20 protein-coding genes are annotated in these 25,588 nt (G+C 71.7%); 15 read left to right on the top strand and 5 right to left on the bottom strand.

Features of this window, described 5'->3' with window-relative positions; genetic code table 11:
- Positions 1-133 precede the first annotated feature (133 nt).
- The 3 genes from N4G70_RS31375 (at position 134) to N4G70_RS31365 (ending at position 3,558) form a co-directional block, all read left to right on the top strand.
- Positions 134-1,573, top strand: coding sequence for a gamma-aminobutyraldehyde dehydrogenase (locus N4G70_RS31375; RefSeq protein ID WP_261716162.1), 1,440 nt, complete (start codon positions 134-136; stop codon positions 1,571-1,573).
- Positions 1,574-1,778: 205 nt separating this feature from the next.
- Positions 1,779-2,975, top strand: coding sequence for a PotD/PotF family extracellular solute-binding protein (locus N4G70_RS31370; RefSeq protein ID WP_261716161.1), 1,197 nt, complete (start codon positions 1,779-1,781; stop codon positions 2,973-2,975).
- A 61-nt stretch (positions 2,976-3,036) separates the two neighbouring features.
- Positions 3,037-3,558 (top strand): hypothetical protein, encoded by a 522-nt coding sequence (locus tag N4G70_RS31365; RefSeq protein WP_261716160.1) that lies wholly within the window; start codon positions 3,037-3,039, stop codon positions 3,556-3,558.
- A 203-nt stretch (positions 3,559-3,761) separates the two neighbouring features.
- Here N4G70_RS31365 and N4G70_RS31360 read toward each other — a convergent pair whose 3' ends face one another.
- Complete coding sequence (locus N4G70_RS31360) at positions 3,762-4,445, bottom strand: glycerophosphodiester phosphodiesterase (RefSeq protein ID WP_261716159.1); 684 nt, start codon at positions 4,443-4,445, stop codon at positions 3,762-3,764.
- A gap of 170 nt (positions 4,446-4,615) precedes the next feature.
- Positions 4,616-5,647 (bottom strand): adenosine deaminase, encoded by a 1,032-nt coding sequence (locus tag N4G70_RS31355; RefSeq protein ID WP_261716158.1) that lies wholly within the window; start codon positions 5,645-5,647, stop codon positions 4,616-4,618.
- A gap of 138 nt (positions 5,648-5,785) precedes the next feature.
- Here N4G70_RS31355 and N4G70_RS31350 point away from each other — a divergent pair, with 138 nt between their 5' ends.
- Positions 5,786-6,511, top strand: coding sequence for a DUF4190 domain-containing protein (locus N4G70_RS31350; RefSeq protein ID WP_261716157.1), 726 nt, complete (start codon positions 5,786-5,788; stop codon positions 6,509-6,511).
- A gap of 99 nt (positions 6,512-6,610) precedes the next feature.
- On the opposite strand, the gene N4G70_RS31345 is transcribed toward N4G70_RS31350, so the two are convergent.
- Entirely contained in the window at positions 6,611-7,174 is a 564-nt protein-coding gene (locus N4G70_RS31345) for an NADAR family protein (protein ID WP_261716156.1), read from the bottom strand.
- Between the two features lie 181 nt (positions 7,175-7,355).
- Between N4G70_RS31345 and N4G70_RS31340 the strand changes: the two genes are divergently transcribed.
- The 8 genes from N4G70_RS31340 to N4G70_RS31305 all read left to right on the top strand — a co-directional run bounded on the left by N4G70_RS31340 (position 7,356) and on the right by N4G70_RS31305 (position 17,293).
- Positions 7,356-8,891 (top strand): gamma-aminobutyraldehyde dehydrogenase, encoded by a 1,536-nt coding sequence (locus tag N4G70_RS31340; protein ID WP_261716155.1) that lies wholly within the window; start codon positions 7,356-7,358, stop codon positions 8,889-8,891.
- A 51-nt stretch (positions 8,892-8,942) separates the two neighbouring features.
- Complete coding sequence (locus N4G70_RS31335) at positions 8,943-10,226, top strand: spermidine/putrescine ABC transporter substrate-binding protein (RefSeq protein ID WP_261716154.1); 1,284 nt, start codon at positions 8,943-8,945, stop codon at positions 10,224-10,226.
- A 121-nt stretch (positions 10,227-10,347) separates the two neighbouring features.
- The gene (locus N4G70_RS31330) at positions 10,348-11,499 is read left to right on the top strand and encodes an ABC transporter ATP-binding protein (protein WP_261716153.1); all 1,152 of its coding nucleotides are present in this window, start codon (positions 10,348-10,350) and stop codon (positions 11,497-11,499) included.
- Positions 11,496-12,410 carry an ABC transporter permease gene (locus N4G70_RS31325; protein WP_261716152.1) on the top strand — a complete coding sequence of 305 codons (915 nt, stop codon included), beginning with the start codon at positions 11,496-11,498 and terminating at the stop codon, positions 12,408-12,410. Before N4G70_RS31330 ends, N4G70_RS31325 begins: the two co-directional genes overlap by 4 nt.
- Positions 12,410-13,213 carry an ABC transporter permease gene (locus tag N4G70_RS31320; protein ID WP_261716151.1) on the top strand — a complete coding sequence of 268 codons (804 nt, stop codon included), beginning with the start codon at positions 12,410-12,412 and terminating at the stop codon, positions 13,211-13,213. The genes N4G70_RS31325 and N4G70_RS31320 overlap by 1 nt, the downstream gene beginning before the upstream one ends.
- A gap of 29 nt (positions 13,214-13,242) precedes the next feature.
- Entirely contained in the window at positions 13,243-14,664 is a 1,422-nt protein-coding gene (locus N4G70_RS31315) for an NAD(P)/FAD-dependent oxidoreductase (protein WP_399037515.1), read from the top strand.
- A gap of 237 nt (positions 14,665-14,901) precedes the next feature.
- Positions 14,902-15,381 carry a hypothetical protein gene (locus N4G70_RS31310; protein ID WP_261716150.1) on the top strand — a complete coding sequence of 160 codons (480 nt, stop codon included), beginning with the start codon at positions 14,902-14,904 and terminating at the stop codon, positions 15,379-15,381.
- A 97-nt stretch (positions 15,382-15,478) separates the two neighbouring features.
- Positions 15,479-17,293 (top strand): chitinase, encoded by a 1,815-nt coding sequence (locus N4G70_RS31305; RefSeq protein ID WP_261716149.1) that lies wholly within the window; start codon positions 15,479-15,481, stop codon positions 17,291-17,293.
- Here N4G70_RS31305 and N4G70_RS31300 read toward each other — a convergent pair.
- Both N4G70_RS31300 and gabT read right to left on the bottom strand, forming a co-directional pair.
- Positions 17,244-18,041, bottom strand: coding sequence for a phosphatase PAP2 family protein (locus tag N4G70_RS31300; RefSeq protein WP_261716148.1), 798 nt, complete (start codon positions 18,039-18,041; stop codon positions 17,244-17,246). The genes N4G70_RS31305 and N4G70_RS31300 overlap by 50 nt on opposite strands.
- Before the next feature lie 101 nt (positions 18,042-18,142).
- Positions 18,143-19,477, bottom strand: a complete 1,335-nt coding sequence (gabT, locus tag N4G70_RS31295) for a 4-aminobutyrate--2-oxoglutarate transaminase (RefSeq protein WP_261716147.1) — start codon at positions 19,475-19,477, stop codon at positions 18,143-18,145.
- 247 nt (positions 19,478-19,724) lie between these two features.
- On the opposite strand from gabT, the gene N4G70_RS31290 reads away from it, so the two are divergent.
- The 3 genes from N4G70_RS31290 (at position 19,725) to N4G70_RS31280 (ending at position 25,423) form a co-directional block, all read left to right on the top strand.
- Positions 19,725-22,070, top strand: a complete 2,346-nt coding sequence (locus N4G70_RS31290) for an ATP/GTP-binding protein (RefSeq protein ID WP_261716146.1) — start codon at positions 19,725-19,727, stop codon at positions 22,068-22,070.
- 122 nt (positions 22,071-22,192) lie between these two features.
- The gene (locus tag N4G70_RS31285; RefSeq protein WP_261716145.1) at positions 22,193-23,749 is read left to right on the top strand and encodes a PucR family transcriptional regulator; all 1,557 of its coding nucleotides are present in this window, start codon (positions 22,193-22,195) and stop codon (positions 23,747-23,749) included.
- 228 nt (positions 23,750-23,977) lie between these two features.
- Entirely contained in the window at positions 23,978-25,423 is a 1,446-nt protein-coding gene (locus N4G70_RS31280) for an aldehyde dehydrogenase family protein (RefSeq protein ID WP_261716144.1), read from the top strand.
- The last annotated feature ends 165 nt before the right edge of the window (positions 25,424-25,588 follow it).

Here is a 25,588-nt window from a genome sequence, read left to right as displayed (position 1 = left end):
TCCGTGACCTCCAGAGAACTGAATCCGAAGTTCGAGGGCGTTGGGTCTGTCGAAAGCGTCGCCTGAGCGATTAGGGTGGGTTGTCTCACCCATCGGACTCATCCACCGGACAACGGACCTGGAGGCCAGCGAAGTGACCACCGAACTGCGTCGTTTGCGCAACTACATCGACGGAGAGTTCCGCGATGCTGCCGACGGGCGGACCATCGAGGTGGTCAACCCGGCCACGGGCCAGGCGTACGCGACCTCGCCGCTCTCCGGCCAGGCGGACGTGGACGCCGCCATGGCCGCGGCCGCCGCGGCGTTCCCCGCCTGGCGCGACAGCACCCCCGCCGAGCGCCAGCGCGTGCTGCTCAAGATCGCGGACGCCTTCGAGGAGCGCGCAGAGGAGCTGATCGCCGCCGAGTCGGAGAACACCGGCAAGCCGATCGAGCTCACCCGCACCGAAGAAGTGCCGCCGATGGTGGACCAGATCCGCTTCTTCGCGGGCGCGGCCCGGCTGCTCGAAGGCCGCAGCGCCGGCGAGTACATGGAGGGTCTGACCTCGATCGTGCGCCGCGAGCCGGTCGGTGTCTGCGCGCAGGTCGCGCCGTGGAACTACCCGATGATGATGGCCGTGTGGAAGTTCGCCCCGGCGCTCGCGGCGGGCAACACCGTCGTCCTCAAGCCCTCGGACACCACGCCCGCCTCCACCGTTCTGATCGCCGAGATCATCGGTGCGATCGTCCCCAAGGGCGTCTTCAACGTCGTCTGCGGCGACCGTGACACGGGCCGCGCGATGGTCGAGCACCGGACGCCGGCGATGGCCTCCATCACCGGTTCGGTACGGGCCGGCATGCAGGTCGCCGAGTCCGCCTCCAAGGACGTCAAGCGCGTCCACCTGGAGCTGGGCGGCAAGGCCCCGGTCGTCGTCTTCGAGGACGCCGACCTCGCCAAGGCCGTCGAGGACATCGCGGTCGCCGGCTACTTCAACGCCGGTCAGGACTGCACCGCCGCCACCCGTGTGCTGGTGCACGAGTCGATCCACGACGAGTTCGTGACCGCGCTCGCCAAGGCCGCCGCCGACACCAAGACCGGGCAGCCGGACGACGCGGACGTGCTGTACGGCCCGCTCAACAACGCCAACCAGCTCCAGCAGGTCAGCGGCTTCATCGAGCGCCTGCCCGCGCACGCCAAGGTCGAGGCCGGCGGCCACCGCGTCGGCGACCAGGGCTACTTCTACGCCCCGACCGTCGTCTCCGGCCTCCAGCAGGACGACGAGATCATCCAGAACGAGGTGTTCGGGCCGGTCATCACCGTCCAGTCCTTCACCGACGAGGCCCAGGCCCTGGAGTACGCCAACGGCGTCGAGTACGCGCTCGCCTCCTCGGTGTGGACCAAGGACCACGCGCGCGCCATGCGGATGTCCAAGAACCTCGACTTCGGCTGTGTGTGGATCAACACCCACATCCCGCTGGTCGCCGAGATGCCGCACGGCGGCTTCAAGAAGTCCGGCTACGGCAAGGACCTCTCGGCGTACGGCTTCGAGGACTACACCCGCATCAAGCACGTGATGACGTCCATCGAGGGCTGAGCCGGGGCCTGAACGACGCGCAGGGGCGGGGGAGTTGATCCCCCGCCCCTTTCGCCGTCCCGCCCCCGGTCGCGGGGTGCCGGGTCCGGTGGCCCCGTCCGCCCGCGTCCGCCCGCGCCCGCCCCGACAGGGTGTCCGGCCTGGGGCGCAGGGCTGGACGCAGCGTCCATTGAAGCGGGTGGGCCCGGGCGGGCATCCTGCGGGAATGCCACCGACCGCGCCCCGCGCCAGCACTCCCTTCTCCCGCCGCACCCTGCTGCGCGCCCTCGGCGGCGGCGCCGCGCTGACGGCACTGGCCGGTTGCGGGGTCCCGGCGGCGTACGTGGCCCCGGGCGAGCGGGCCGGGCGCGACCGCTCGGCGGACGACCGGTCTCTCACCTTCGCCAACTGGCCGCTCTACATAGACGTGGACGACGACGACGCCTCCAGGCGGCCCACCCTGGACGCCTTCACCAAGAACACCGGGATCTCCGTCACGTACACCGAGGAGATCAACGACAACGACGAGTTCTTCGGGAAGATCAGCCCGGCCCTGATGAACCATCAGGAGACCGGCCGGGACCTGATGGTGATCAGCGACTGGATGGCGGCCCGCTTCGTGCGGCTCGGCTGGGTCCAGGAGATGGACCGCGCCAAGCAGCCCAACGTCGCCCGCCACCTCGACCCCCAACTGCGCACCCCCGCCTTCGACGACGGGCGCCTGCACAGCGTCCCGTGGCAGTCCGGCATCACCGGCATCGCCTACAACAAGAAGAAGCTCGGGCGCGAGCTGCGGCAGGTCGGCGATCTGTGGGACCCCCGGCTCGCGGGCAAGGTCACCCTGTTCTCCGGCCTCGACGAGTCCTTCGCGCTCCTCATGCAGGGCAACGGCGTCGACATCACGAAGTGGACCGCGGACGACTTCCACCGGATGTGCGACCAGGTCGAGAAGCAGGTGGCGAACCGGCAGATCCGGCGCTTCACCGGCAACGACTACACCAGCGACCTCAACAAGGGCGACGTCCTCGCCTGCCAGGCCTACAGCGGCGACGTCTTCCAGCTCCAGGCGGACAACCCCGACATCGAGTTCGTGGTCCCCGAGGAGGGCGCGGAGCTGTGGGCGGAGTCGATGATGATCCCCAACCTGGCCCACCACAAGGCCAACGCCGAGGCCCTGGTCGACTACTACTACGACCCCGAGGTCGCGGCCGAACTGGCCGCGTCGGTCAACTACGTCTGCCCTGTCCCGGCCGCCCGCGATGTCCTGGCCTCCTCCAAGGACAAGGACGAGGCCGCGCTCGCCGGCAACCCCCTGATCTTCCCCGACGACACGATGCGCGAGCGCCTCGCGATCGCCCGGGACATCACCTCCGGGGAACGCGCGGAGTTCGCGAAGCGGTGGAACGCGATCGTGGGGCTGTAGAGGGGTGTTAGGGGCGGGCCTCGCATTTTGAACACGTTCAAGCAGGGCGTACGCTGCGGGTATGAGCGAGCGAAGCGCCCTGCTGAGGCGTATACGCGTGTGGGTCGTCGTGTTCGTCGTCTGTCTCGTGCTGAGCGGGCTCACGGCCTTCCCCCTGGTCCACGAACTGCGCTGGACGCAGTCCCTGTTGGCGCACACCCCGGTGGGGGACTGGCTGCCGGGCCTGAGCGCCTGGATCGACCGGGTGCGGGACGGGCTCGACCGCGCCGACGCCGAGTATCCGTTCCTGCTGTACGGGACGGACTGGCTCGCCTTCGCGCACCTCGTGATCGCCGTCGCCTTCTACGGGGTGCTGCGCGATCCCGTACGCAACGTGTGGGTCGTCGAGTTCGGGATGATCGCGTGCGCGGGAATCATCCCGCTCGCGCTGATCTGCGGTCCGGTGCGGGGCATCCCCTTCTGGTGGTCGGTGATCGACATGTCCTTCGGGGTGTTCGGGGTGATCCCGCTGTCCGTGGTGCGGCGCAAGATCAAAACGCTGGAGGCGATGGGGGTGCCCGCAGGGGTGCCGGTCACGGTGTGAGGGGCTCCAGGTCGCCCGTCGTGGAGATCGGATCGCCCGCCGCGAAGGTGTCCCCGGCTCCCCACACGGTCACGGGATCGACATCGCCCCCTGCACCACCAGGGCGAGGCCGATGTCGACCGCCCGGCCGTTCGCCGTTCGCAGCCGTGCTGCCCAGCGCTCCGTGCCCACCCCTGTTGCCCCCGGTTCTCGAATCGCGGCCCTCAGTGCCCGGCCAGGATGCCGCGCAGCACGTCCAGCCGGTTGGTGGTGATCGCGTCCACGCCGTACCCGATCAGGCGGCGCTGGGTGCGGGCCGTGTCCGCGGTCCAGGCCGAGACCAGCATCCCGTCCCGGTGGGCCCGCTCCACCAGGGGCGAACTCACCAGTCCGAAGCGGAAGTTGAGCCAGCGCGGCTTGATGGCGTCGACCAGGGCGGGGCGGGGCAGAAAGGGACGTGCCCAGTTCAGGGCGAGCTCGGCGCCCGGGTCGGCGGCGCGCAGCCGCAGTGCGTCGACCGGGCCCGCGCAGTAGTAGACCCGTTCACCCGCCCCGCATTCGCGGACCGTGTTCACCACCGTGCGGAGCGACTCCTCGGTGGCGCCGGGCAGATCGATCAGCACCCGGTGCGCGCCGGCCGTGATGAGCGCCCGGCGCAGCGTGGGCACCCCGCCGCCGGTCACCTCGCGGACCTCGTCGTACGGCAGCTGGGCGAGCGGGCGGTCGAAGTCCCACAGGCGCTTGAGGGTCTCGTCGTGCAGCAGGACGGGCACGCCGTCGCGCGTGGTGCGGACATCGATCTCGACCGCGTCCGCGCCCCGCTCCAGGGCCGAGGCGATGGAGGGGAGCGTGTTCTCGCGGACGCGGTACGGGGCGCCGCGGTGGGCCACGGCTGTCACGGTGCGCATGGGGTCATTGTGCTGAGCCGTGACTGCTGCGGCCAGCCGGGGCCGGGCGACGGGTGCGGCCGGCCGAGACCGGACCGGGGCGGGTCCGCCCGGGGTTCCCGGTGCCGAGGGGGCTCCGGGGCCGGGGCGGGCCGCCGAGGGGCCCGCCCCCGGTGGTGGGAGACGGGATCTCAGCGGGTGAGCCACTTCGTGGTGTAGTCGTCGATCTCGCCCGCGAGCCTGGTCTTGCCCGCCGGGTCGAGGAAGGACGCCTCGACCGCGTTCTTGGCGAGGTCCGCCACGCCCCGCTCGTCCAGGTCCAGGAGCCGGGCGGCCACCGCGTACTCGTTGTTGAGGTCGCTGCCGAACATGGGCGGGTCGTCGCTGTTGATGGTCACGAGGACACCCGCGGCCACCATCTCCTTGACGGGGTGCTCGTCCAGGTTCGCCACCACCCGCGTCGCCAGGTTGGACGTCGGGCAGACCTCCAGGGCGATCCGGTGCTCGGCGAGGTGCGCGAGCAGCGCCGGATCCTGGGTGGCGCTGGTGCCGTGGCCGATGCGCTCGGCGCGCAGCTCGATCAGCGCGTCCCAGATCGACTGGGGTCCGGTGGACTCCCCCGAGTGCGGCACCGAGTGGAGGCCGGCCGCGATGGCCCGGTCGAAGTACGGCTTGAACTGCGGGCGGGGCACCCCGATCTCGGGGCCGCCCAGGCCGAAGGAGACCAGGCCCTCGGGGCGCACCCCGTCCTCGGTGGCGAGGCGGGCGGTCTCGGCGGCGGCCTCCAGGCCCGCCTCGCCGGGAATGTCGAAGCACCAGCGCAGCACCGTGCCGAACTCGGCCTCGGCGGCCCGGCGGGCGTCCTCGATCGCGTCCATGAAGGCGCGCTCGTCGATGCCCCGGCGGGTGGAGGAGAAGGGCGTGATGGTCAGCTCGGCGTAGCGGATGTTCTGCCGGGCCATGTCGCGGGCCACCTCGTAGGTGAGAAGGCGCACGTCCTCCGGGGTGCGGATCAGGTCGACGACCGAGAGGTAGACCTCGATGAAGTGCGCGAAGTCCGTGAACGTGAAGTAGTCGGCGAGCGCCTCGGGGTCGGTGGGGACCTTCGAGTCCGCGTGCCGGGCGGCCAGTTCGGCCACGATGCGCGGCGAGGCCGAGCCGACGTGGTGCACATGCAGCTCGGCCTTGGGCAGCCCCGCGATGAAGGGGTGCAGATCGGTCATGGGTCCTCCAGGGGTCTGCCGCGAGGGTCCTCGCGGTCGGCGTCGGGCGCCCTTCGCCGGTCGGGGATCATGGTAGGCCGGGCGGACCCGCCCGGAACCCGGGGCCGTAGCATGACGGAACCACGATGGGGGAGGCCCATGTCAGACAACACCCAGCAGCCTTCGGGAGGCCCGGAGCCCCGCGACCCCTGGGCTCCGCCGGAGCACAAGGTCCCGCTGGACAAGCCGCCGGTGCACGACCAGCAGACGGTCATCGCGATGCCCGGCGCTCCCGGCACGGGACAGAACGGCGCCCCGCCCATGGGAGCACCCGGCGCCGCCCCGGCGCAGGGCCCCTACCAGGGTGCGCCCGCGCAGCCGGCTCCGGGCACGCAGCCCACTCCCGGCTTCGGCGCCCCGACCCCGCCGCCCGCGACCGGCCAGGCGGCGCCCGGAAGTTACGGCTACCCCGCCTATCCGCAGCAGACCGCCCAGGGCTACCCCGGGTACCCGAACCAGCAGAGCGGCTACGGCTACCAGGGCTGGACCGGGGGGACCCCACCGCAGAACGGGTTCGGCACCGCCTCGATGGTGCTCGGCATCGTCGCCTGTGTGGCGATGATCTGCACTTGGGGCGTCGGCGGCATCGTCCTCGGCGCGCTCGCGCTGATCTTCGGGTTTCTCGGCAAGGGCCGGGTCGCCCGCGGTGAGGCCAACAACCGGGGCCAGGCCCTGGCGGGCATCATCATGGGCATCGTCGGCATAGTCATCGGCGCCGTGATCCTCGTGCTCATGATCGTGATCGTGGTCAACGCGCCCTCGCACTCCAGCAGTGACGACTACGACTACTCGAACTCCCTGTCGCTGAGTCACTCGGCCCGCTGAGAAGCAACCTCCCGGCCCCTTGAGGAGCCGCCGCACCCCGTCCCGGCGGGCGGGCCCGTACACCGGGCCCCTCCGCCGGGGCCGGGCTCGCCCGCGCTCTCAGCGCAGCCGCTCGCGGGCCTCGGTCAGGGCGAAGCCCAGCAGGTTGAGGCCCCGCCACCGTGAGGGATCCTCCGCCTCCGGGGCGTCCGCGGCCAGGCCGATGCCCCATATACGGTCCAGCGGGCTCGCCTCGACGAGCACCCGGTCCCCGGTGGCCAGCAGATAGCGGCGCAGCGCCTCGTCCTGGCCGAACTTGTGCAGGCTGCCGGCCAGGACGATTCCGTACCGCTCCCGCCGCCACACCGCGTCGTCGAAGCCCCGGACCAGGCGCCCGGCCTTCTTGGCGAGTGCCGGGTTCGCCGCCGTGAGCGCCGCCCGCTCCGCCTCGGCGTCGCCGAACAGGCGCGCCTTGGACGCCATCATCCAGTGCTCGGCCGTCGCGTACTCGACGCCGTCCACGGTGAAGGGCGAGGGCCACCACTGACTGAAGCAGCTCGGGCCGAGCGACCCGTCCCGCCGGGGCGTGTGTCCCCAGAAGTGCAGGAACTTGATCCGCGTACCGTTCGTGACCTGCGCGATCAGCTCGTCCAGTGGCGCGCGGTCCCCCATGATCTCTGCCATGCACGCGAGTCTGGCACGCGCCACTGACACTCCGTCGGGCCAGGTGGGCCGTGACGCGACACATGGTCGACAGATTCCGTCGCGTAACCAAAAGGCAACAACGGAATCACTTGTTGGCCGGATGCACCTCTGTCAGGATCGGCACTCAAATCGAGCTGGAGCTACGAAGAACGTGGGCGACATGGACACCGACACCGGCAATCGCTTCCCCGTGGAGGACCGCTTCCCGGCGCAGGACCGCTTCGCGGCGGGCGCCCAGTACATCGGCGGGCGGCTGCGCCCCGGCACCTCCGGGCGCCACCAGGCGGTCGTCGACCCGGCGACCGGCGAGACGGTCTACACCTACGAGCTCGCGGGCCCCGCGGACGTCGACGCCGCGGTCGCCGCCGCCAAGGAGGCCTTCCCCGGCTGGTCCGGCGCCACCCCGGGCGAGCGCTCCGACGCCCTCCACCGGTTCGCGGGCGTCCTCGCCGAGCGCGCCGAGGAGTTCGCCCGGGCCGAGTCCCTCCAGTGCGGCAAGCCGATCAAGCTGAGCCGGGAGTTCGACGTGCCCGGCACCATTGACAACACCGCCTTCTTCGCGGGCGCGGCCCGGCACCTGGAGGGCAGGTCGGCGGGGGAGTACTCCGGCGACCACACCTCCTACGTACGTCGTGAGCCGCTCGGCGTCATCGGCTCGATCGCGCCCTGGAACTACCCGCTCCAGATGGCCGCCTGGAAGATCCTCCCGGCGATCGCGGCGGGCAACACCATCGTCCTCAAGCCCGCCGAGACCACCCCGCTCACCTCGCTCCTGTTCGCCCAGGCCGCGGCCGAGGCCGGGATCCCGGACGGGGTCGTCAACATCGTCTCCGGCGCGGGCAAGGACGCGGGCGAGCACCTCGTCGGGCACCCGGACGTCGTGATGACGTCGTTCACCGGGTCCACCGGCATCGGCAAGCGCGTCGCCGAGATCGCCACCCGGACCGTCAAGCGCCTCCATCTGGAGCTCGGCGGCAAGGCCCCCTTCCTGGTCTTCGACGACGCCGACCTGGAGGCCGCCGTGCACGGCGCGGTCGCCGCCTCCCTCATCAACACGGGCCAGGACTGCACCGCCGCCACCCGCGCCTACGTCCAGCGCCCGCTGTACGAGGCGTTCGTCGAGCAGGTCGCCGCCCTGATGGAGACCGTCCGTCTCGGCGACCCGTTCCGCGAGGACACCGACCTGGGCCCGCTGATCTCGCACGTCCACCGCGACCGCGTCGCCGCCTTCGTCGAGCGGGCCAGGAGCTATGCGCGGATCGTCACCGGCGGCGAGGCCCCCGAGGGCAAGGGCGCCTACTACCGGCCCACCCTCATCGCCGACGCCGCCCAGGACAGCGAGGTCGTCCAGGCCGAGATCTTCGGCCCGGTCCTGGTCGTGCTGCCCTTCGACACCGACGACGAGGGCATCGCGCTCGCCAACGACACCCCCTACGGCCTCGCCGCCTCCGTCTGGAGCCGCGACGTGTACCGCACGGGCCGGGCCACCCGCGAGATCAAGGCGGGCTGCGTCTGGGTCAACGACCACATCCCGATCCTCAGCGAGATGCCGCACGGCGGCTACCGGGCGAGTGGCTACGGAAAGGACATGTCGGCGTACTCCTTCGAGGAGTACACGCAGGTCAAGCACGTGATGTACGACAACAGCGCGGTCGCGGCGAAGGACTGGCACCGCACGATCTTCGGGGACCGATAGCAGAGGCGGCCCGACCAGGCCACCGAACCCACCCGAAAGGGCATACAGCGCATGGAGCAGTACGAGTCCGAGCACGGCCTCCCCTCCGTTCGAGCGGGAGAGGACCCCCTCTCCGGGGCCCAACTGGCCGCCATCCGGCGCAGCCTGACCAACGGACGGGGCGCCCTGACCCGCCGTTCCCTGCTGCGCGCCTCGGGCATCGGCGCGCTCACCGTCGGCGGCCTCGCGACGCTGAGCGCCTGCGGCATCCCGGCGGCCACCAAGGAGAACGGCGCCGGGCCGTCCAACGCGGACCACTCCGCCCAGGAGAAGGAGGTCAACTTCTCCAACTGGACGCAGTACATGGACATCAGCGACGACAAGAAGCACCATCCGACGCTGGACGAGTTCACCCGCCGCACCGGGATCCAGGTCAAGTACACCGAGGACATCAACGACAACGTCGAGTTCTTCGGGAAGATCAAGCCCCAGCTCGCGGGCGGCCAGGACACCGGGCGCGACCTCATGGTGCTCACCGACTGGCTCGCCGCCCGGCTCATCCGGCTCGGCTGGGCCCAGCAGCTCGACCCGGCCCATCTGCCGCACGCCTACGCCAACTTGGCGCCCCAGTTCCGGATGCCCGACTGGGACCCGGGCCGCGCCTACTCCTACCCCTGGACCGGCATCCCGACCGTCATCGCCTACAACGCCAAGGCGACCGGCGGCAAGAAGGTCGACTCGATCACCCAGCTGCTCGACGACCCGAGCCTCAAGGGCCGGGTCGGCTTCCTGTCCGAGATGCGCGACTCGGTCGGGATGACCCTGCTCGACCTCGGCAAGGACCCCGCGAAGTTCACCGACGCCGACTTCGACGCGGCCATCGGCCGGCTCCAGAAGGGCGTCGACTCCAAGCAGATCCGCCGCTTCACCGGCAACGACTACACCGGGGACCTGGTGAAGGGCGACCTCGCGGCCTGTGTCGCCTGGGGCGGCGACGTGACCCAGCTGCGCGCCGACAACCCGGACATCAAGTACGCGATCCCCGCGGCCGGTTACATGACCTCCAGCGACAACCTTTTGGTCCCGGCGAAGGCCCGGCACCAGAGCAACGCGGAGAAGCTGATCGACTACTACTACGAGCTGCCGGTGGCCGCCAAGCTCGCCGCGTTCATCAACTACCAGTGCCCGGTCGACGGGGTCGGCGAGGAACTCGCGAAGATCGACCCGGCGCTCGCCCAGAACGAACTGATTCTGCCGGACCGCGCGATGGCCGCGAAGTCCCACTCCTTCCGCACGCTCAGCGAGGCCGAGGAGACGGCGTACGAGCAGAAGTTCTCCAAGCTCATCGGAGCGTGAGCGCTCCGCGGGTGCGCTGACTTTCGGCTGCGGGTGCGTCGTGGCTGGTCGCGCAGTTCCCCGCCCCCCTCGGGGCGCTTGCCCCTAACCTCTGTCCTCTCGACCCCCTGGGACCCTACCCATGACTGACAGCACCGCCGGCGGCGACGTTCGCCTCACCGGGATCAGCAAGACGTACGGCTCCTTCACCGCCGTCCATCCGCTCGAACTGACCGTCCCCCAGGGCTCGTTCTTCGCCCTGCTCGGCGCGTCCGGCTGCGGCAAGACGACCACGCTCCGCATGATCGCCGGACTTGAGGAGCCGACCACCGGCACCGTCTTCCTCGGCGACAAGGACGTCACCGACCTGCCGCCCTACAAGCGGCCGGTGAACACCGTCTTCCAGTCCTACGCCCTCTTCCCGCACCTGGACGTCACCGAGAACATCGCCTTCGGGCTGCGCCGGCGGGGCATCAAGTCGGTGAAGAAGCAGGTCGACGACATGCTGGAGCTCGTGCAGCTCGGCGACTTCGCCCGGCGCAAGCCGCACCAGCTCTCCGGTGGCCAGCAGCAGCGCGTCGCGGTCGCCCGCGCGCTCATCAACCACCCCCAGGTGCTGCTCCTCGACGAGCCGCTGGGCGCCCTCGACCTCAAGCTGCGCCGCCAGATGCAGCTCGAACTCAAGCGCATCCAGACCGAGGTCGGCATCACTTTCGTGCATGTCACCCACGACCAGGAGGAGGCCATGACGATGGCCGACACGGTCGCGGTGATGAACGGCGGGCGCGTCGAACAGCTGGGCGCCCCGGCCGAGTTGTACGAGAACCCGAAGACCACCTTCGTCGCCAACTTCCTCGGCACCTCCAACCTCATCGAGGCCGAGGTCGTCGAGGCCGGCGGCGAGGAGCTGGTGGTCAGCGCGGGCGGCGCCACCCTGCGGCTGCCCGGCGGGCGATGTTCGGCCCCCACCACCAGCGGCGGCAAGCTCCTCGTCGGCGTACGCCCCGAGAAGATCTCGCTCGCCCACCGCGACGACGAGGACGCCATCGCGGCGGGCCGCAACCGCGTCACCGGCCGCATCCTCGACTCCTCCTTCATCGGCGTCTCCACCCAGTACCTGATCGACTCCCCGGCGGGCAGCGGCCTTTCGGTGTACGAGCAGAACATCGAGCGCGACACCCGGCTCGTGCCCGGGGCCGAGGTCGTCCTGCACTGGAACCCCGCGCACACCTTCGGCCTGGACGCGGACCAGGCCATCGACGCGGGCGTCGAGAAGGTCGAGGACGCCGCGTGACCGCCCTGGCCGAGGCGCCCGCGGAACCGCCCGTGCGCAAGCCCTCCACCCGCAAGCGGCTCGTCCCGTACTGGCTGCTGCTGCCCGGCATCCTCTGGCTGATCGTGTTCTTCGCGCTGCCGATGGTGTACCAGGCCTCGACCTCCGTACAGACGGGCTCACTCGAGAAGGGCTTCCAGGTCACCTGGCACTTCCAGACGTACTGGGACGCCTTCACGGAGTACTACCCGCAGTTCGTCCGCTCGCTGCTCTACGCGGGCACGGCGACCCTGCTGTGTCTGCTGCTCGGCTATCCGCTGGCGTATCTCATCGCCTTCAAGGCGGGCCGCTGGCGCAACCTGGTCCTGGTCCTGGTGATCGCGCCGTTCTTCACCAGCTTCCTGATCCGCACGCTGGCGTGGAAGACGATCCTGGCCGACGGCGGGCCCGTGGTGCACGCGCTTGGCACGCTGCACGTCCTGGACGTCACGAGCTGGCTCGGCTGGACCGAGGGCAACCGGGTCCTGGCCACGCCGATGGCCGTGGTGTGCGGACTCACCTACAACTTCCTGCCGTTCATGATCCTGCCGCTGTACACCTCCCTCGAGCGCATCGACTCCCGGCTGCACGAGGCGGCCGGCGACCTGTACGCGACCCCGGCCACCACCTTCCGCAAGGTCACCTTCCCGCTGTCGATGCCGGGCGTCGTCTCGGGGACCCTGCTCACCTTCATCCCGGCCAGCGGTGACTACGTCAACGCCGAACTGCTGGGCTCCACCGACCAGAAGATGGTCGGCAACGTCATCCAGTCGCAGTTCCTGCGCGTCCTGGACTATCCGACGGCCGCCGCCCTCTCGTTCATCCTGATGGCGATCGTCCTGGTCATGGTCACCGTCTACATCCGCCGAGCCGGCACGGAGGATCTGGTCTGATGCCCGTTCTCAAGTGGCTGCGCCGCAACCTCGTGGTCATCGCGGGGCTCGCGACGCTCGCCTATCTGATCCTGCCGAACGCCGTCGTCATGGTGTTCTCGTTCAACAAGCCGAACGGGCGCTTCAACTACTCCTGGACGCGGTTCTCCACCGACGCGTGGCAGGACCCGTGCGGGGTTGCCGACATGTGCGGCTCGCTCTCGCTCTCGCTCCAGATCGCCCTGTGGGCCACGATCGGCGCGACCGTGCTCGGCACGATGATCGCCTTCGCCCTGGTCCGCTACCGGTTCCGGGCGCGCGGCGCGATCAACTCGCTGATCTTCCTGCCGATGGCGATGCCCGAGGTCGTGATGGCCGCGTCCCTGCTGACGCTCTTCCTCAACATGGGCGCGCGGCTCGGGTTCTGGACGATCCTCATCGCCCACATCATGTTCTGCCTCAGCTTCGTCGTCACCGCCGTCAAGGCCCGGGTGATGTCCATGGACCCGCGGCTCGAAGAGGCCGCGCGCGATCTCTACGCGGGCCCGGTCCAGACGTTCTGGCGGGTGACGCTGCCGATCGCCTCGCCCGGTATCGCGGCGGGCGCGCTGCTGGCCTTCGCGCTCTCCTTCGACGACTTCATCATCACCAACTTCAACGCGGGCTCCACCGTGACCTTCCCCATGTTCGTGTGGGGTTCGGCGCAGCGCGGCACGCCCGTGCAGATCAACGTCATCGGGACGGCCATGTTCATCATCGCCGTCGTGGTGGTCGCCGCCGGACAAGTCATCGCGACCCGGCGCAAGAACAGCGCGAAAGCGTAACCCACGCAGTTCCTGAGGGAGTTGAAATCATGGCCGTGACCCGTGCCATGAGCAGTGCGGCAACGAAATCTCTCGCGGGCGCCAAGCCCGTACCGTTCTGGCTGGAGGACCCCGGCCGCCCCGAGGCGCTGCCCGCGCTCACCGGCGACGAGAGGTGCGACCTCCTCGTCGTCGGGGGCGGCTACAGCGGGCTGTGGACCGCGCTCATCGCCAAGGAGCGCGAGCCGGGCCGCGATGTCGTCCTCATCGAGGGCAAGGAGATCGGCTGGGCCGCCTCCGGCCGCAACGGCGGCTTCTGCGCCGCCTCCCTGACCCACGGCCTGGGCAACGGCCTTGCCCGCTGGCCCGGCGAGCTGGCCCGCCTCGAGGAGCTGGGCGCGGCGAACCTCGACGCCATCGGCGCCGCGGTCGCCCGCTACGGCATCGACTGCGACTTCGAGCGGACCGGCGAGATCGACGTCGCCACCGAGCCCCACCAGCTCGAAGAGCTGCACGAGATGTACGAGGAGGCGAGCGGGCTCGGCTTCGGCGGACTCGAACTCCTCGACGCCCAGCAGGTGCGCGCCGAGGTCGACTCGCCCACCTTCCTCGGCGGCCTGTGGGACCGCGACGGCGTCGCCATGCTCCACCCCGCCAAGCTCGCCTGGGGTCTGAAGCGGGCCTGCCTGGATCTCGGCGTACGGATCTACGAGCACACCCCGGGGCTCTCGCTGGCCCGGGTCGACGCCGGCATGGGCGTGCGCACCCCGTACGGCAGGATCCGCGCGGAGCAGGTCGCGCTCGGCACCAATGTGTTCCCCTCGCTGGTCAAGCGGCTGCGCCCCTACACGGTGCCGGTGTACGACTACGCGCTGATGACCGAGCCCCTGAGCGCGGCCCAGCTCGCCTCCATCGGCTGGAGCCGCCGTCAGGGGCTGGGGGACGCGGCCAACCAGTTCCACTACTTCCGGCTGTCCGCCGACAACCGGATCCTGTGGGGCGGTTACGACGCGGTCTATCCCTACGGCGGGAAGGTGCGCAGCGAGTACGACGACCGGCCCGAGACCTACGCCAAGCTCGCCGAGCAGTTCTTCCACTGCTTCCCGCAACTGGAGGGGGTGCGGTTCAGCCACGCCTGGGGCGGTGCGATCGACACCTGCTCGCGCTTCTCGGCGTTCTTCGGCACCGCCCACGGCGGCCGGGTGGCGTACGCCGCCGGATACACCGGGCTCGGCGTGGGGGCGACCCGCTTCGGCGCCGATGTGATGCTCGACCTGCTGGCGGGGGAGCACACCGAGCGCACCGAACTGGAGATGGTGCGCACCAAGCCGCTGCCGTTCCCGCCGGAGCCGGTGGCCTGGGCGGGCATCGGGCTCACCAAGTGGTCGCTGGCCCGCGCCGACGAGCGGGGCGGCCGGCGCAATCTGTGGCTCAGGGCGATGGACCGGATCGGCCTCGGCTTCGACAGTTGAGACCCCGGCCCGCCAACGGGGCTTCGGCCCCTGGCAGTTGACTGCCCCCCGACAGTTGAGGGCTTGATCATTTCGTGCGCCCCCGGTCACGCCGGGGGCGCACCCCTTTGGATCATGCCGTGACCCGGTTCACCACCGATGGGTGGCCGAAGTCGCGTCATACCCCGGCCCGAGACCGCTCTCGCTCGTGGACGCACTGGCTGTGCCCAGTGGAGCGGCTCGGATCGGAGGACGGCGATGACTGCCTCGGGGGCAAGGAGCGCGGTGGAATGGCTGGCGTCGGTGGCGCCGGATCCCGACGCCTGCCGGTGGGAATGGGAGCGCAACCCCCACGGGGTCGCGCTCCTTCCGGCCGGCCGGCGCTGGGACGTACTGATTCTGCCGGGCGCGCTCGGGCACCCGACGCTCGATGTGCTGGCCCGGCTGGTGGACCGGCCCGGCCCCGTGCTCGCCGACGCCGGCGACGCGCGGCTGGGCTTCTTCGTGCCGCCCGGCACCGCGGCGGGCTGGCTCGGCACCGGGGTGCGCGGCGTGGGCGGCGGCACCTGGATCGTGGTGCCCCACCCCGGCCGGGCAAGTGCCGGGGTGCGCTGGCTGGTGCCGCCGGACGGCTCGGGCACCCTCACCGACCCCGCCCTTCTGGAGCTGGCGATGCACGAGGCGGCGGCCCGTGCCGCGCGGGAGGGGAGCAGGCGGGAGCGGGGCGAGGAGGACTGAGCGGAGCGATCGGCTGCCGGAAGCCTTGACAAGCCGATTGGTCTGGACCATGTTGTGCGGGCTTCGTGTCTCAATACCCCCTTGCCCGGAGGCAGTTGTGGACCGCACCAGACATCCGGCCCTACGGTCGCCCCTGTGCGCCGCCCTGACGGCGGCCGCCCTCGTCACGGCCGGACTCCTCGCCGCGGCGCCCTCGGCGCGCGCCGCCGACACCGACCTCATCCGCAACGGCGGCTTCGAATCCGGACTCGCCGGCTGGACCTGCACCGCGGGCAGCGGCGCCGCCGTCTCCTCGCCCGTGCACGGCGGCAGCGCCGCCCTGAAGGCCACCCCGGCCGGCAGCGACAACGCGCAGTGCGCCCAGAGCGTGGCCGTCCAGCCCAACTCCACGTACACGCTGAGCAGTTGGGTGCAGGGAAGCTATGTCTATCTCGGCGCGTCCGGCACCGGCACCACGGACGTGTCGACCTGGACCCAGTCCGCGCCCTCCTGGCAGCAGCTGAGGACGAGCTTCAAGACCGGCGCCACCACCACCTCGGTGACCGTCTACACCCACGGCTGGTACGGCACGCCCGCCTATGAGGCCGACGACGTGAGCCTGATCGGCCCCGGCGGCGCGCCCGTCCCGATACCGGCCGCCCCCGCGGGGCTCGCGGTCACCGGCACCACCTCCTCCAGCGTCAACCTCGCCTGGTCGTCCGTCAGCGGCGCCACCGGCTACTCCGTCTACCGCGACGGCGCCAAGGTGGCCTCCGTGAGCGGGACTTCGGCCACGGTCACGGGCCTGGCCCCCGCCACCTCGTACGCCTTCCAGGTCACCGCCACCAACAGCGCGGGGGAGTCGCCCAGGTCGGCCACCGTGAGCGCGAGCACCACCAGCGGCCCCAACCCGCCCGCCGCCGGGCACGCCCTGGTCGGCTATCTGCACGCCTCCTTCGCCAACGGCGCGGGCTATACGCGCATGGCGGACGTCCCCGACGCCTGGGACATCATCGACCTCGCCTTCGGGGAGCCGACCTCGGTGACCTCCGGGGACATCCGCTTCACACCATGTCCGGTCAGCGAGTGCCCCACCGTCGAGCCCCTCGCCGACTTCAAGGCGGCCATCAAGGCCAAGCAGGCCGCGGGCAAGAAGGTGCTGATCTCCATCGGCGGCCAGAACGGCCAGGTCCAGCTCACCACCGCCGCCGCCCGCGACACCTTCGTCTCGTCCGTCTCGAAGATCATCGACGAGTACGGTCTGGACGGCCTCGACGTCGACTTCGAGGGCCACTCGCTCTCCCTCAACACCGGCGACACCGACTTCAGGAACCCGACGACGCCCGTCGTCGTCAACCTCATCGACGCCCTGAAGACCCTCAAGGCCAAGTACGGCTCGCGGTTCGTCCTGACGATGGCCCCGGAGACGTTCTTCGTGCAGATGGGCCACCAGTTCTACGGCTCGGGCCCCTGGGGCGGCCAGGACCCCCGCTGCGGCGCCTACCTTCCGGTCATCCACGCGCTGCGCGACGCGCTCACGCTGCTGCACGTCCAGGACTACAACTCGGGCTCCATCATGGGCCTCGACAACCAGTACCACTCGATGGGCGGGGCGGACTTCCACATCGCCATGACCGACATGCTGCTCACCGGCTTCCCGGTCGCGGGCGACGCCTCCAGGACGTTCCCCGCACTCCGCCCCGACCAGGTCGCCATCGGCCTGCCCGCCTCCACCCAGGCGGGCAACGGCTGGACCAGTCCGGCCGAGGTCACCAAGACCCTGGACTGCCTGACGAAGAAGGCCAACTGCGGTGCGTACCAGACCCACGGCAGTTGGCCGGGCCTGCGCGGACTGATGACCTGGTCCATCAACTGGGACCGCTTCAACGGCGGAGAGTTCTCGAAGAACTTCGGCGCATACCCCTGGAGCTGACCACCAGGAGCGCCCCGCACAGGCAGCAACTGGCGAGCACATCCAGGGGCCAGTGGTAGCCGTGCAGCACCAGACCGATGCCCGTCGCCGCCGTCAGCACCCCCGCGGCGGCGGGCATCACCCAGGCGTGGCGCACCGACGGGGAGAACAGGAGGGCGGCGCACCCGTACGCCACCATCGCCGTCGCCGTGTGCCCCGAGGGGTAGTAGCCGGTCGCGGGGTCGAAGGGGCCCGGCCGCGCGGTCCACTCCTTGAGCGGCACCACAAGCAGCGGCACCAGCGCCATCGTCGCGGCGGCGATCAGGGCCGGCCGGCGCAGCCCGCGCCACAGGGCGTGGCCGATGGCGAGGGCGAGGACCGGCAGGGCGACGGGCATGGACCCGAGGTCGGAGAGGGCCTCGGCGAGCCAGGACGGGCCGTGGCCGGCGAGCGAGGGATCGAGGCGCTCGTCGAGACGGCGCAGCGGGCCGTCCGAGACGACCTGCCAGGTGATGACCGCGAACACGCAGAGCAGCGCGGCGCAGAGGAAAGCCGGCCGCCCCGGAACAGGGGGGGAGGTTCCGGGGCGGCCGCCCGGACCGGTGTACCGCTCGCCCCGGGGGGTGTGGGGCGGTCGGCCGTCCGATCGGTGAGGAGTTCCGGAGCCGAAGGCCCCAGTGGTGTGCGCGAGGGCACGGCCAGGGCGAGGCTGGGGATGCTGCGCCCTGGAGTCGCCCGCAGTCCCCTGCGGGCGGGGTGTTTCTCTCATCCGGGCAAACCGTACGACAGACGCGGGGGGACCGACAGCGGGAACTCCATCCCGCCATTGGCCCCCCACACGTTCTTCACAGGCGGTGTCGGCCGTTCGGCTCAGACGCCGGTGAAGGCCTGCTCGATGATGTCGAGGCCCTCGTTCAGCAGGTCCTCGCCGATGACCAGCGGGGGCAGGAAGCGCAGGACGTTGCCGTACGTTCCGCAGGTGAGGACCAGCAGGCCCTCCGCGTGACAGGCCTTGGCGAGGGCGCCGGCCGCCTCCGGGTTCGGGGTCTTGGAGGCGCGGTCCTTGACCAGCTCGATGGCGATCATGGCGCCGCGGCCGCGGATGTCGCCGATGATGTCGTACTTCTCGGCCATGGTGGCGAGGCGGGCCTTCATGGCCTCCTCGATGCGCTTGGCCCGGCCGTTGAGGTCGAGCTCCTTCATCGTCTCGATCGCGCCGAGCGCGGCGGCACAGGCCACCGGGTTGCCGCCGTAGGTGCCGCCGAGGCCGCCCGCGTGCGCGGAGTCCATGATCTCGGCGCGGCCCGTCACCGCGGCGAGCGGCATGCCGCCCGCGATGCCCTTGGCGGTGGTGATCAGGTCGGGGACGATGCCCTCGTCCTCACACGCGAACCACTGGCCGGTGCGGCAGAAGCCGGACTGGATCTCGTCCGCGACGAAGACGATGCCGTTGTCCTTGGCGAACTGGCTGATCGCGGGCAGGAAGCCCTTGGCCGGCTCGATGAAGCCGCCCTCGCCGAGCACCGGCTCGATGATGATCGCGGCGACGTTGTCCGCGCCGATCTGCTTGTTGATCATGTCGATGGCCTGGGCGGACGCCTCGGCACCGGCGTTCTCCGGGCCGGTGAGCCAGCGGTAGCCGTAGGCCACCGGGACGCGGTAGACCTCCGGCGCGAACGGGCCGAAGCCGTTCTTGTACGGCATGTTCTTGCTCGTCAGCGCCATCGTCAGGTTGGTGCGGCCGTGGTAGCCGTGGTCGAAGACGACGACGGCCTGGCGCTTGGTGTAGGCGCGGGCGATCTTGACGGCGTTCTCGACGGCCTCGGCGCCCGAGTTGAACAGCGCGGACTTCTTGGCGTGGTCGCCCGGGGTCAGCTCGGCGAGCTGCTCGGCGACGGCGACATAGCCCTCGTACGGCGTGACCATGAAGCAGGTGTGCGTGAAGTCCTGGAGCTGGGCGCTCGCGCGGCGCACCACGGCCTCGGCGGAGGCACCCACCGAGGTCACCGCGATGCCGGAACCGAAGTCGATCAGACGGTTGCCGTCGACGTCCTCGATGATGCCGCCGCCCGCGCGCGCGGTGAAGACGGGCAGCGTGGAGCCCACACCGGCGGCGACGGCCGCGAGACGGCGGGCCTGAAGCTCCTGCGACTTCGGACCGGGGATGGCGGTGACGACGCGGCGCTCCTGCGGGATCGCGCTCATGCGGGGCTCCTGGGGTTTTCCTGGGGGTTTTCGGACGCTTCCTTGGCTTTCTTGGCAGGCTAGAGCGCGCGAGCGGGCTGTGGCATGCGCCGTTCGGTAGTGGTGGGGGTGTGTCCCTTGTCCTCGGCGGACAGTTGCCCCGGCCGGGCGCGCGGTGCGCGGCAGCGGTGAACCGCGGTGCGGTGCCACTAGATTGAGCGTTCGCACCGCTCGGAACGGACCTGGCTGGTCAGGGGGCAAGGGGTCGATGGACACCGAAGGCACGTACGACGCACGCGGCACCCGTTCGGGGTCGGTCCCGCGCCCCGCCGGACCGCCTCCGCGCCCGGCACTGCCGCCCCGGCCCGCCGAGGCCCCCGCGGCCGGCGCCCCCACCCTCGGCGACTGGCTGCGCACCCCGCGGGCGGCGGCCGAGCCGGGCCTGTGGCGCTTCGGACACAAGCCGCGCCCCGACGCCGACCCGGAGCGGGTCCCCGACCGGGCCCTGCTCGTCGGCGCGCTCGTCGCCCTGCTCGCGGCCACCCTCGTCTGGTCCCTGTGGACCAACGGCTACGTCCCGCACAGCCGGGTCCTGCTGGAACTGTTCACGCCCGCCGAGTGGTGGCGCTACCCCCGGCCGCCCGAGGCGCTGACCGCGATCGAGGTCTACAACAGCCTCTTCGCCGCGTTGCTGATGTACCTCTTCGGCCGGATGGGCAACTGGCTGGAGGTGTTCCGCCGCTACGCCGTGGACTGCCCCCAGCCCGAGCGGGCCCTGCGCACCGGCCTCGCGGGCGCGGTGGCGGTCTGGCTCGTCATCGGGACCAGCCTCTTCCCGTTCTTCTTCACCATCTGGAACCTGTTCCCGCTGTCCTGGACCACCGGCGACGGCGACCGCACGGTGGCCACGTTCGTCAACTACGCCCTGTACGCGCTGGTCGGCGGCGCGGTGCTGTGGCCCTTCGCCAAGGCCGGCGACTGGCTGGGCCTTGTGCGCAAGCGCAAGGCGCCATCCCCGGCGCAGAGCCCCGGCGCGCCCGCCCCCGTGGCCTCCCCCGCCGACTGGCCCCAGCTGCGGGCCGCGGGACTCACCGACGCCGCCGACCGGCTGGTGGCGGAGGAGCGGTCGGGGCGCATGAACGACGTCGACTGCGTACGCATCCGGCGGGCCTGGGCGACCGTGAAGGCCGACCCGTCCCGGCTCGGCGCGTTCGCCGAGGCCGTCGCGGGCCAGGGCGCGCGGGCCTGTCTGCACCCCTCCGGCGACCGCGACCTGCCCGCCCGGGCGGCCACCCACGACCTGCTCACCTCACAGGTCCGGCTCGGCCGCTACCCCGACGCGGAGCGCACCCCGCCGGCCCGCCGGGGCGCGGGCGCCGCGCTCGACCCGGCCTCGCTCGGCTCCTGTCTGCTCGCCATCGGGCCGTTCGGCTCGGGCAAGACCCGGCACCTGGTGCGGCCCGTCGTCGAGTCGCTCGCGCTCCAGGCGCTCGCCGGCAAGGCCGCCGTCGTCGCGGTGTGCGCGGCGGGCACCCCGCTCGGCCCCGACGACGGCTACGACGTCGTCGTCAAACCCGGCGACGCCTCCTCGGCGTACGACCTCGACCTGTACGGGGGCGCCACCGACCCCGACGAGGCCGCGGCCCTGCTCGCCGAGGCCTTCGCCGGCGACCTGGCCGAGGTCGACCCGCGGCGCGCCGCGACGGCGCTGGCCCAGCTCCTCGGCCCCTACCGCGCGGCCCACGGCCGCTTCCCCTCCGTCACCGTGCTGCGCGAACTCCTCGACGGCTCGCCGGGCGCCCTTGAGGAGCTCAGAGCCCGGCTCGACGGCGAGAAACACCGCGCCTACCACCGTGAACTCGACGCCCGGCAACGGCAGTTGGGGACTCCGGGCGACCCGGGGCTCGCGCTCGCGGCGCGCGTCGCGGTGCTCGACCGCCCCGCCTTCGAGGGGTTCTTCGACACCACCGGCCAGAGCCGTCCCTTCTCGCTGCGCTCCCTGGAGCACCCGCTGCGGGTCCGCGTCGACGTACCCGAACGCGGCCACCCCGAGGCCGCGCACCTGCTGACCCGGCTGATCCTCGCCCACTTCACCGCGGGAGCGACCGCCCGCAGGGACCGCTCCCTCTTCGCCTTCCTGGCCCTCGACGACGCCACACACGCCATCACCGCCGAGTCCGTACGGTCCCTGCAACGGCTGCGGAACTGCAACGCCGGGGTGCTGCTCACCCTGCGCGCGCTCGGCGACGTACCGGAGCGGCTGCACACCTCACTGCTCGGCTCGGTCGGCTGCCACATGGCGTTCTCCGGGGTCAGCACCTGGGACGGGCGGCTCTTCGCGCAGGCGTGGGGCACCGAGTGGGTGGAGACCACCGAGGTCGCCAAGCACACCGTCTTCGCCGACCAGCCGCTCACCCGGGCCGTCCACGCGCTGCGCAAACTCGTCACCGGTAAGGCGGTCACCACCGACGCCGTCACCGTGCGCAAGGTCGAGCGGGAACGCTGGTCGGCCTCCGAGCTCGCCCACCAGGTGCCGGCGGGGCACGCGGTGCTCTCGCTGACCACGGTGCGGGGGGAGCACGCGCCACCGCTCCTGGTGGACCTGCGCGGATGAGGCCGGTATGGCCCCGCCGCGCGGCTCCCCGGAACCTGGACGAGCTGGCAAAATGGGAGTGCACGTTCATACGGGACGTAAAAATCGCCCCCCGTACTTCCTGCCGAAGGTAACCCGCTCCCATGCCCCCCACGCTCGCCTCGCTCGTCCAGCACTCGGCGCTCAAGCTCACCGTGCGCGCGGGCCACGAGCACCTGGACCGCCCGGTGCGCTGGGCCCACGTCAGCGAACTCGCCGACCCCGTCCCGTACATGGAGGGCGGCGAGCTGCTGCTCATCACGGCGATGAAGCTGGACGCCGAGGACCCCCAGGCGATGCGCCGCTATGTGCGCCGGCTGTCCAGGGCCGGAGTGGTCGGGCTCGGCTTCGCCATCGGCGTCACCTACGACACCGTGCCGGACGCGCTCCTCGACGCCGCCCGGGAAGAGGGTCTGCCGCTCCTGGAGGTGCCCCGGCGCACGCCGTTCCTGGCCATCTCCAAGGAGGTCTCGGCGGCCATCTCCGCCGACCAGTACCGCGCGGTCACCGCCGGGTTCGAGGCTCAGCGCGAACTCACGAAGGCGGCGCTCTTCGACGGCCCGGCCGCCCTGATCGCCAAGCTCGCCGCGCACGTCGAGGGCTGGGCGGCGCTGTACGACACCTCCGGCGCGGTCGTGGCCGCCGCACCCGACTGGGCCGCGCGCCGCGCCGCCCGGCTCACCGCGGACGTGGCCCGGCTGCGCGAGCGCACGGCCCCGGCCAGCGTGGTGGTCGGCGACGCCGACGAGGCCTCCGGGGACCGCGTCGAGCTCCAGTCGCTCGGCACCGGGCGCCGGGTGCGCGGCGCGCTCGCCGTCGGCACGGGGGCGCCACTGGGCACCGCGGAGCGCTACGCCGTCCACTCGGCGGTCGCCCTGCTCACCCTCACCACCGAACGCTCCCGCTCGCTCCAGGCGGCCGAACAGCGCCTGGGCGCGGCGATCCTGCGCATGCTGCTCTCCGGACAGCAGGACCACGCCCGCGCGGTCGCCGGGGACCTGTACGGCGGCCTGCTGGACGCGCCGTTCCGCCTGGTCATCGCCGAACGCGGGGGAGACGCCGACGCCGCCTCCGCCGAGCTCGGCGCGCTCGCCGAGACCATGGAGTCGGCCGCGGCCCGCTGCGGTGAGACGGTCCTCGTGGTGCCGGAGGCCGCGCGCCTGGTCGTGCTGGCCGCGGACGGGGGCGAGGCGGTCGCGGCGTGCCTGGCCCATGCGGGCGCCGAGGGCGAGGAAGTCGTCATCGGCCTCTCCGCGCCGGCCGGGCCCATAGCCGCGGCCTCGGCCTACAAACAGGCCGAGCAGGCGCTCTCGGTCGCCCGCCGGCGCGGCAAGCCGCTGGTGGAGCACGAGGACCTGGTGGCGGGATCGGTGCTTCCGCTCCTCGCGGACGACGCGGTGCGGGCGTTCGCGGACGGGATGCTGCGGGCGCTGTACGAGCACGACGCTACGGGGCGGGGCGATCTGGTGGCCTCGCTGCGGGCGTGGCTCTCGCGGCACGGGCAGTGGGACGCGGCGGCGGCGGACCTCGGGGTGCACCGGCACACGTTGCGGTACCGGATGCGGCGGGTGGAGGAGATCCTGGGGCGCTCCCTGGACGACCCCGACGTCCGCATGGAGCTCTGGCTGGCCCTGAAGGCGACGTCGGCCCCCGAGGGCTGACTTCTCCCCACCCCGCCCCTTCCCGAGACCCTCCGGGGGATTCGTCCGGCTGCGGGCCGTGCGTGGCTGGTCGCGCAGTTCCCCGCGCCCCTGGCGGCATCGGTGCTGGTCCGCACCGGCATCTTCAGGCTGTCCGGCTCGGGGAAGCGACAAACCGGCGGGGGGCGGAGTCGAACTGCTCCATGCCGGACAAACGCACAACCCCCCACCCCGCCCTACCGTGAGGGCATGACTTCTACCCACGCCTTCTGGCTCGCCGGCCGCGAGGCCACCGGCGACGACCGCTTCGATGTCACTTCGCCCTGGGACGGCCGTCACGTCGCCTCGGTCAGCGTGCCCACCGACGCCCAGGTCGAGGAGGCCGTGGCCGCCGCGCACGCCGTCGTGGAGGAGTTCGCGGCGACCCCGGCGCACGTGAGGGCCGCCGCCCTCGACCACGTGTCGAAGCGGCTCACCGAGCGCACCGAGGAGATCGCCCAGCTGATCTCCGCCGAGAACGGCAAGCCGATCAAGTGGGCCCGCGGCGAGGTCGGCCGCGCCGTCTCGGTGTTCCGCTTCGCGGCCGAGGAGGCCCGCCGCTTCAACGGGGGCGAGGCCCAGCGCCTGGACACCGACGGCGGCGGGGTGGGCCGCCTCGCCCTGACCCGCCGCTTCCCCAAGGGCGTCGTGCTCGGCATCGCGCCGTTCAACTTCCCGCTGAACCTGTGCGCCCACAAGGTCGCCCCGGCCATCGCGGTCGGCGCGCCGATCATCCTGAAGCCCGCCCCCGCGACCCCGCTCTCGGGCCTGATCCTGGGCGAGCTGCTCGCCGAGACCGAGCTGCCCGCCGGCTCGTGGAGCATCCTGCCGGTCGCCAACGACAAGATGCCGGCCCTGGTGCAGGACGACCGCCTCCCGGTCATCTCCTTCACCGGCTCCGACAAGGTCGGCTACGCGATCATGGACTCGGTGCCGCGCAAGCACTGCACTCTGGAGCTCGGCGGCAACGGCGCGGCCGTCGTCCTCGCCGACTGGGCCTCCGAAGAGGACCTGGACTGGGCGGCGACCCGTATCGCCACCTTCTCCAACTACCAGGGCGGCCAGTCCTGCATCTCCGTGCAGCGCGTGATCGCGGACGCGGCCGTCTACGACCGGCTGCTCCCGAAGGTCGTTGCTGCCGTCGAGGCGCAGGTCACCGGCGACCCGTCCGACTCCGCCACCGACGTCGGCCCGCTGGTCAGCGAGGACGCGGCCAAGCGCGTCGAGTCCTGGGTCGACGAGGCCGTCGCGGCCGGGGCCAAGCTGCTCGCCGGCGGCAAGCGCGACGGCGCCTCCTACGCGCCGACCGTGCTCACCGAGGTCCCGGCCGGCACGACGCTGGCCTGCGAGGAGGTCTTCGGACCCGTCCTGACCGTCCAGAAGGTGGACGGCGAGGCCGAGGCCTTCGCCGCCGTCAACTCCTCCAAGTACGGCCTCCAGGCAGGGGTGTTCACGCACGACGTGCAGACCGCCTTCCGCGCCCACCGGGCCCTGGAGGTCGGCGGCGTGATCATCGGCGACGTGCCGTCCTACCGCGCCGACCAGATGCCCTACGGCGGCGCCAAGGCCTCCGGTGTCGGCCGCGAGGGCGTCCGCTACGCGATGGACGACTACACCTACGAGCGCGTCCTGGTCCTGACGGGCCTCGCCCTGTAGGACACCGCGCCCCCGGGCCGGCGGCCGGAACCCATTGTGCGGGGGTTCCGGCCGCCGTCGTACGTCCGGGTGGGCACAAGGGGTGGTCCAACGCCGGGGAATCGGGTACATACGGTCGGGTAGCACCACCCGGTAACGGGTGGCACCACCCGGTGACGGGCAGCC

This window comes from Streptomyces sp. ASQP_92 (assembly GCF_025399895.1).
Taxonomy (GTDB): Bacteria; Actinomycetota; Actinomycetes; order Streptomycetales; family Streptomycetaceae; genus Streptomyces.
Note: the sequence above shows the minus strand (reverse complement) of the source record. Positions and strands in the feature narration are given on the sequence as shown.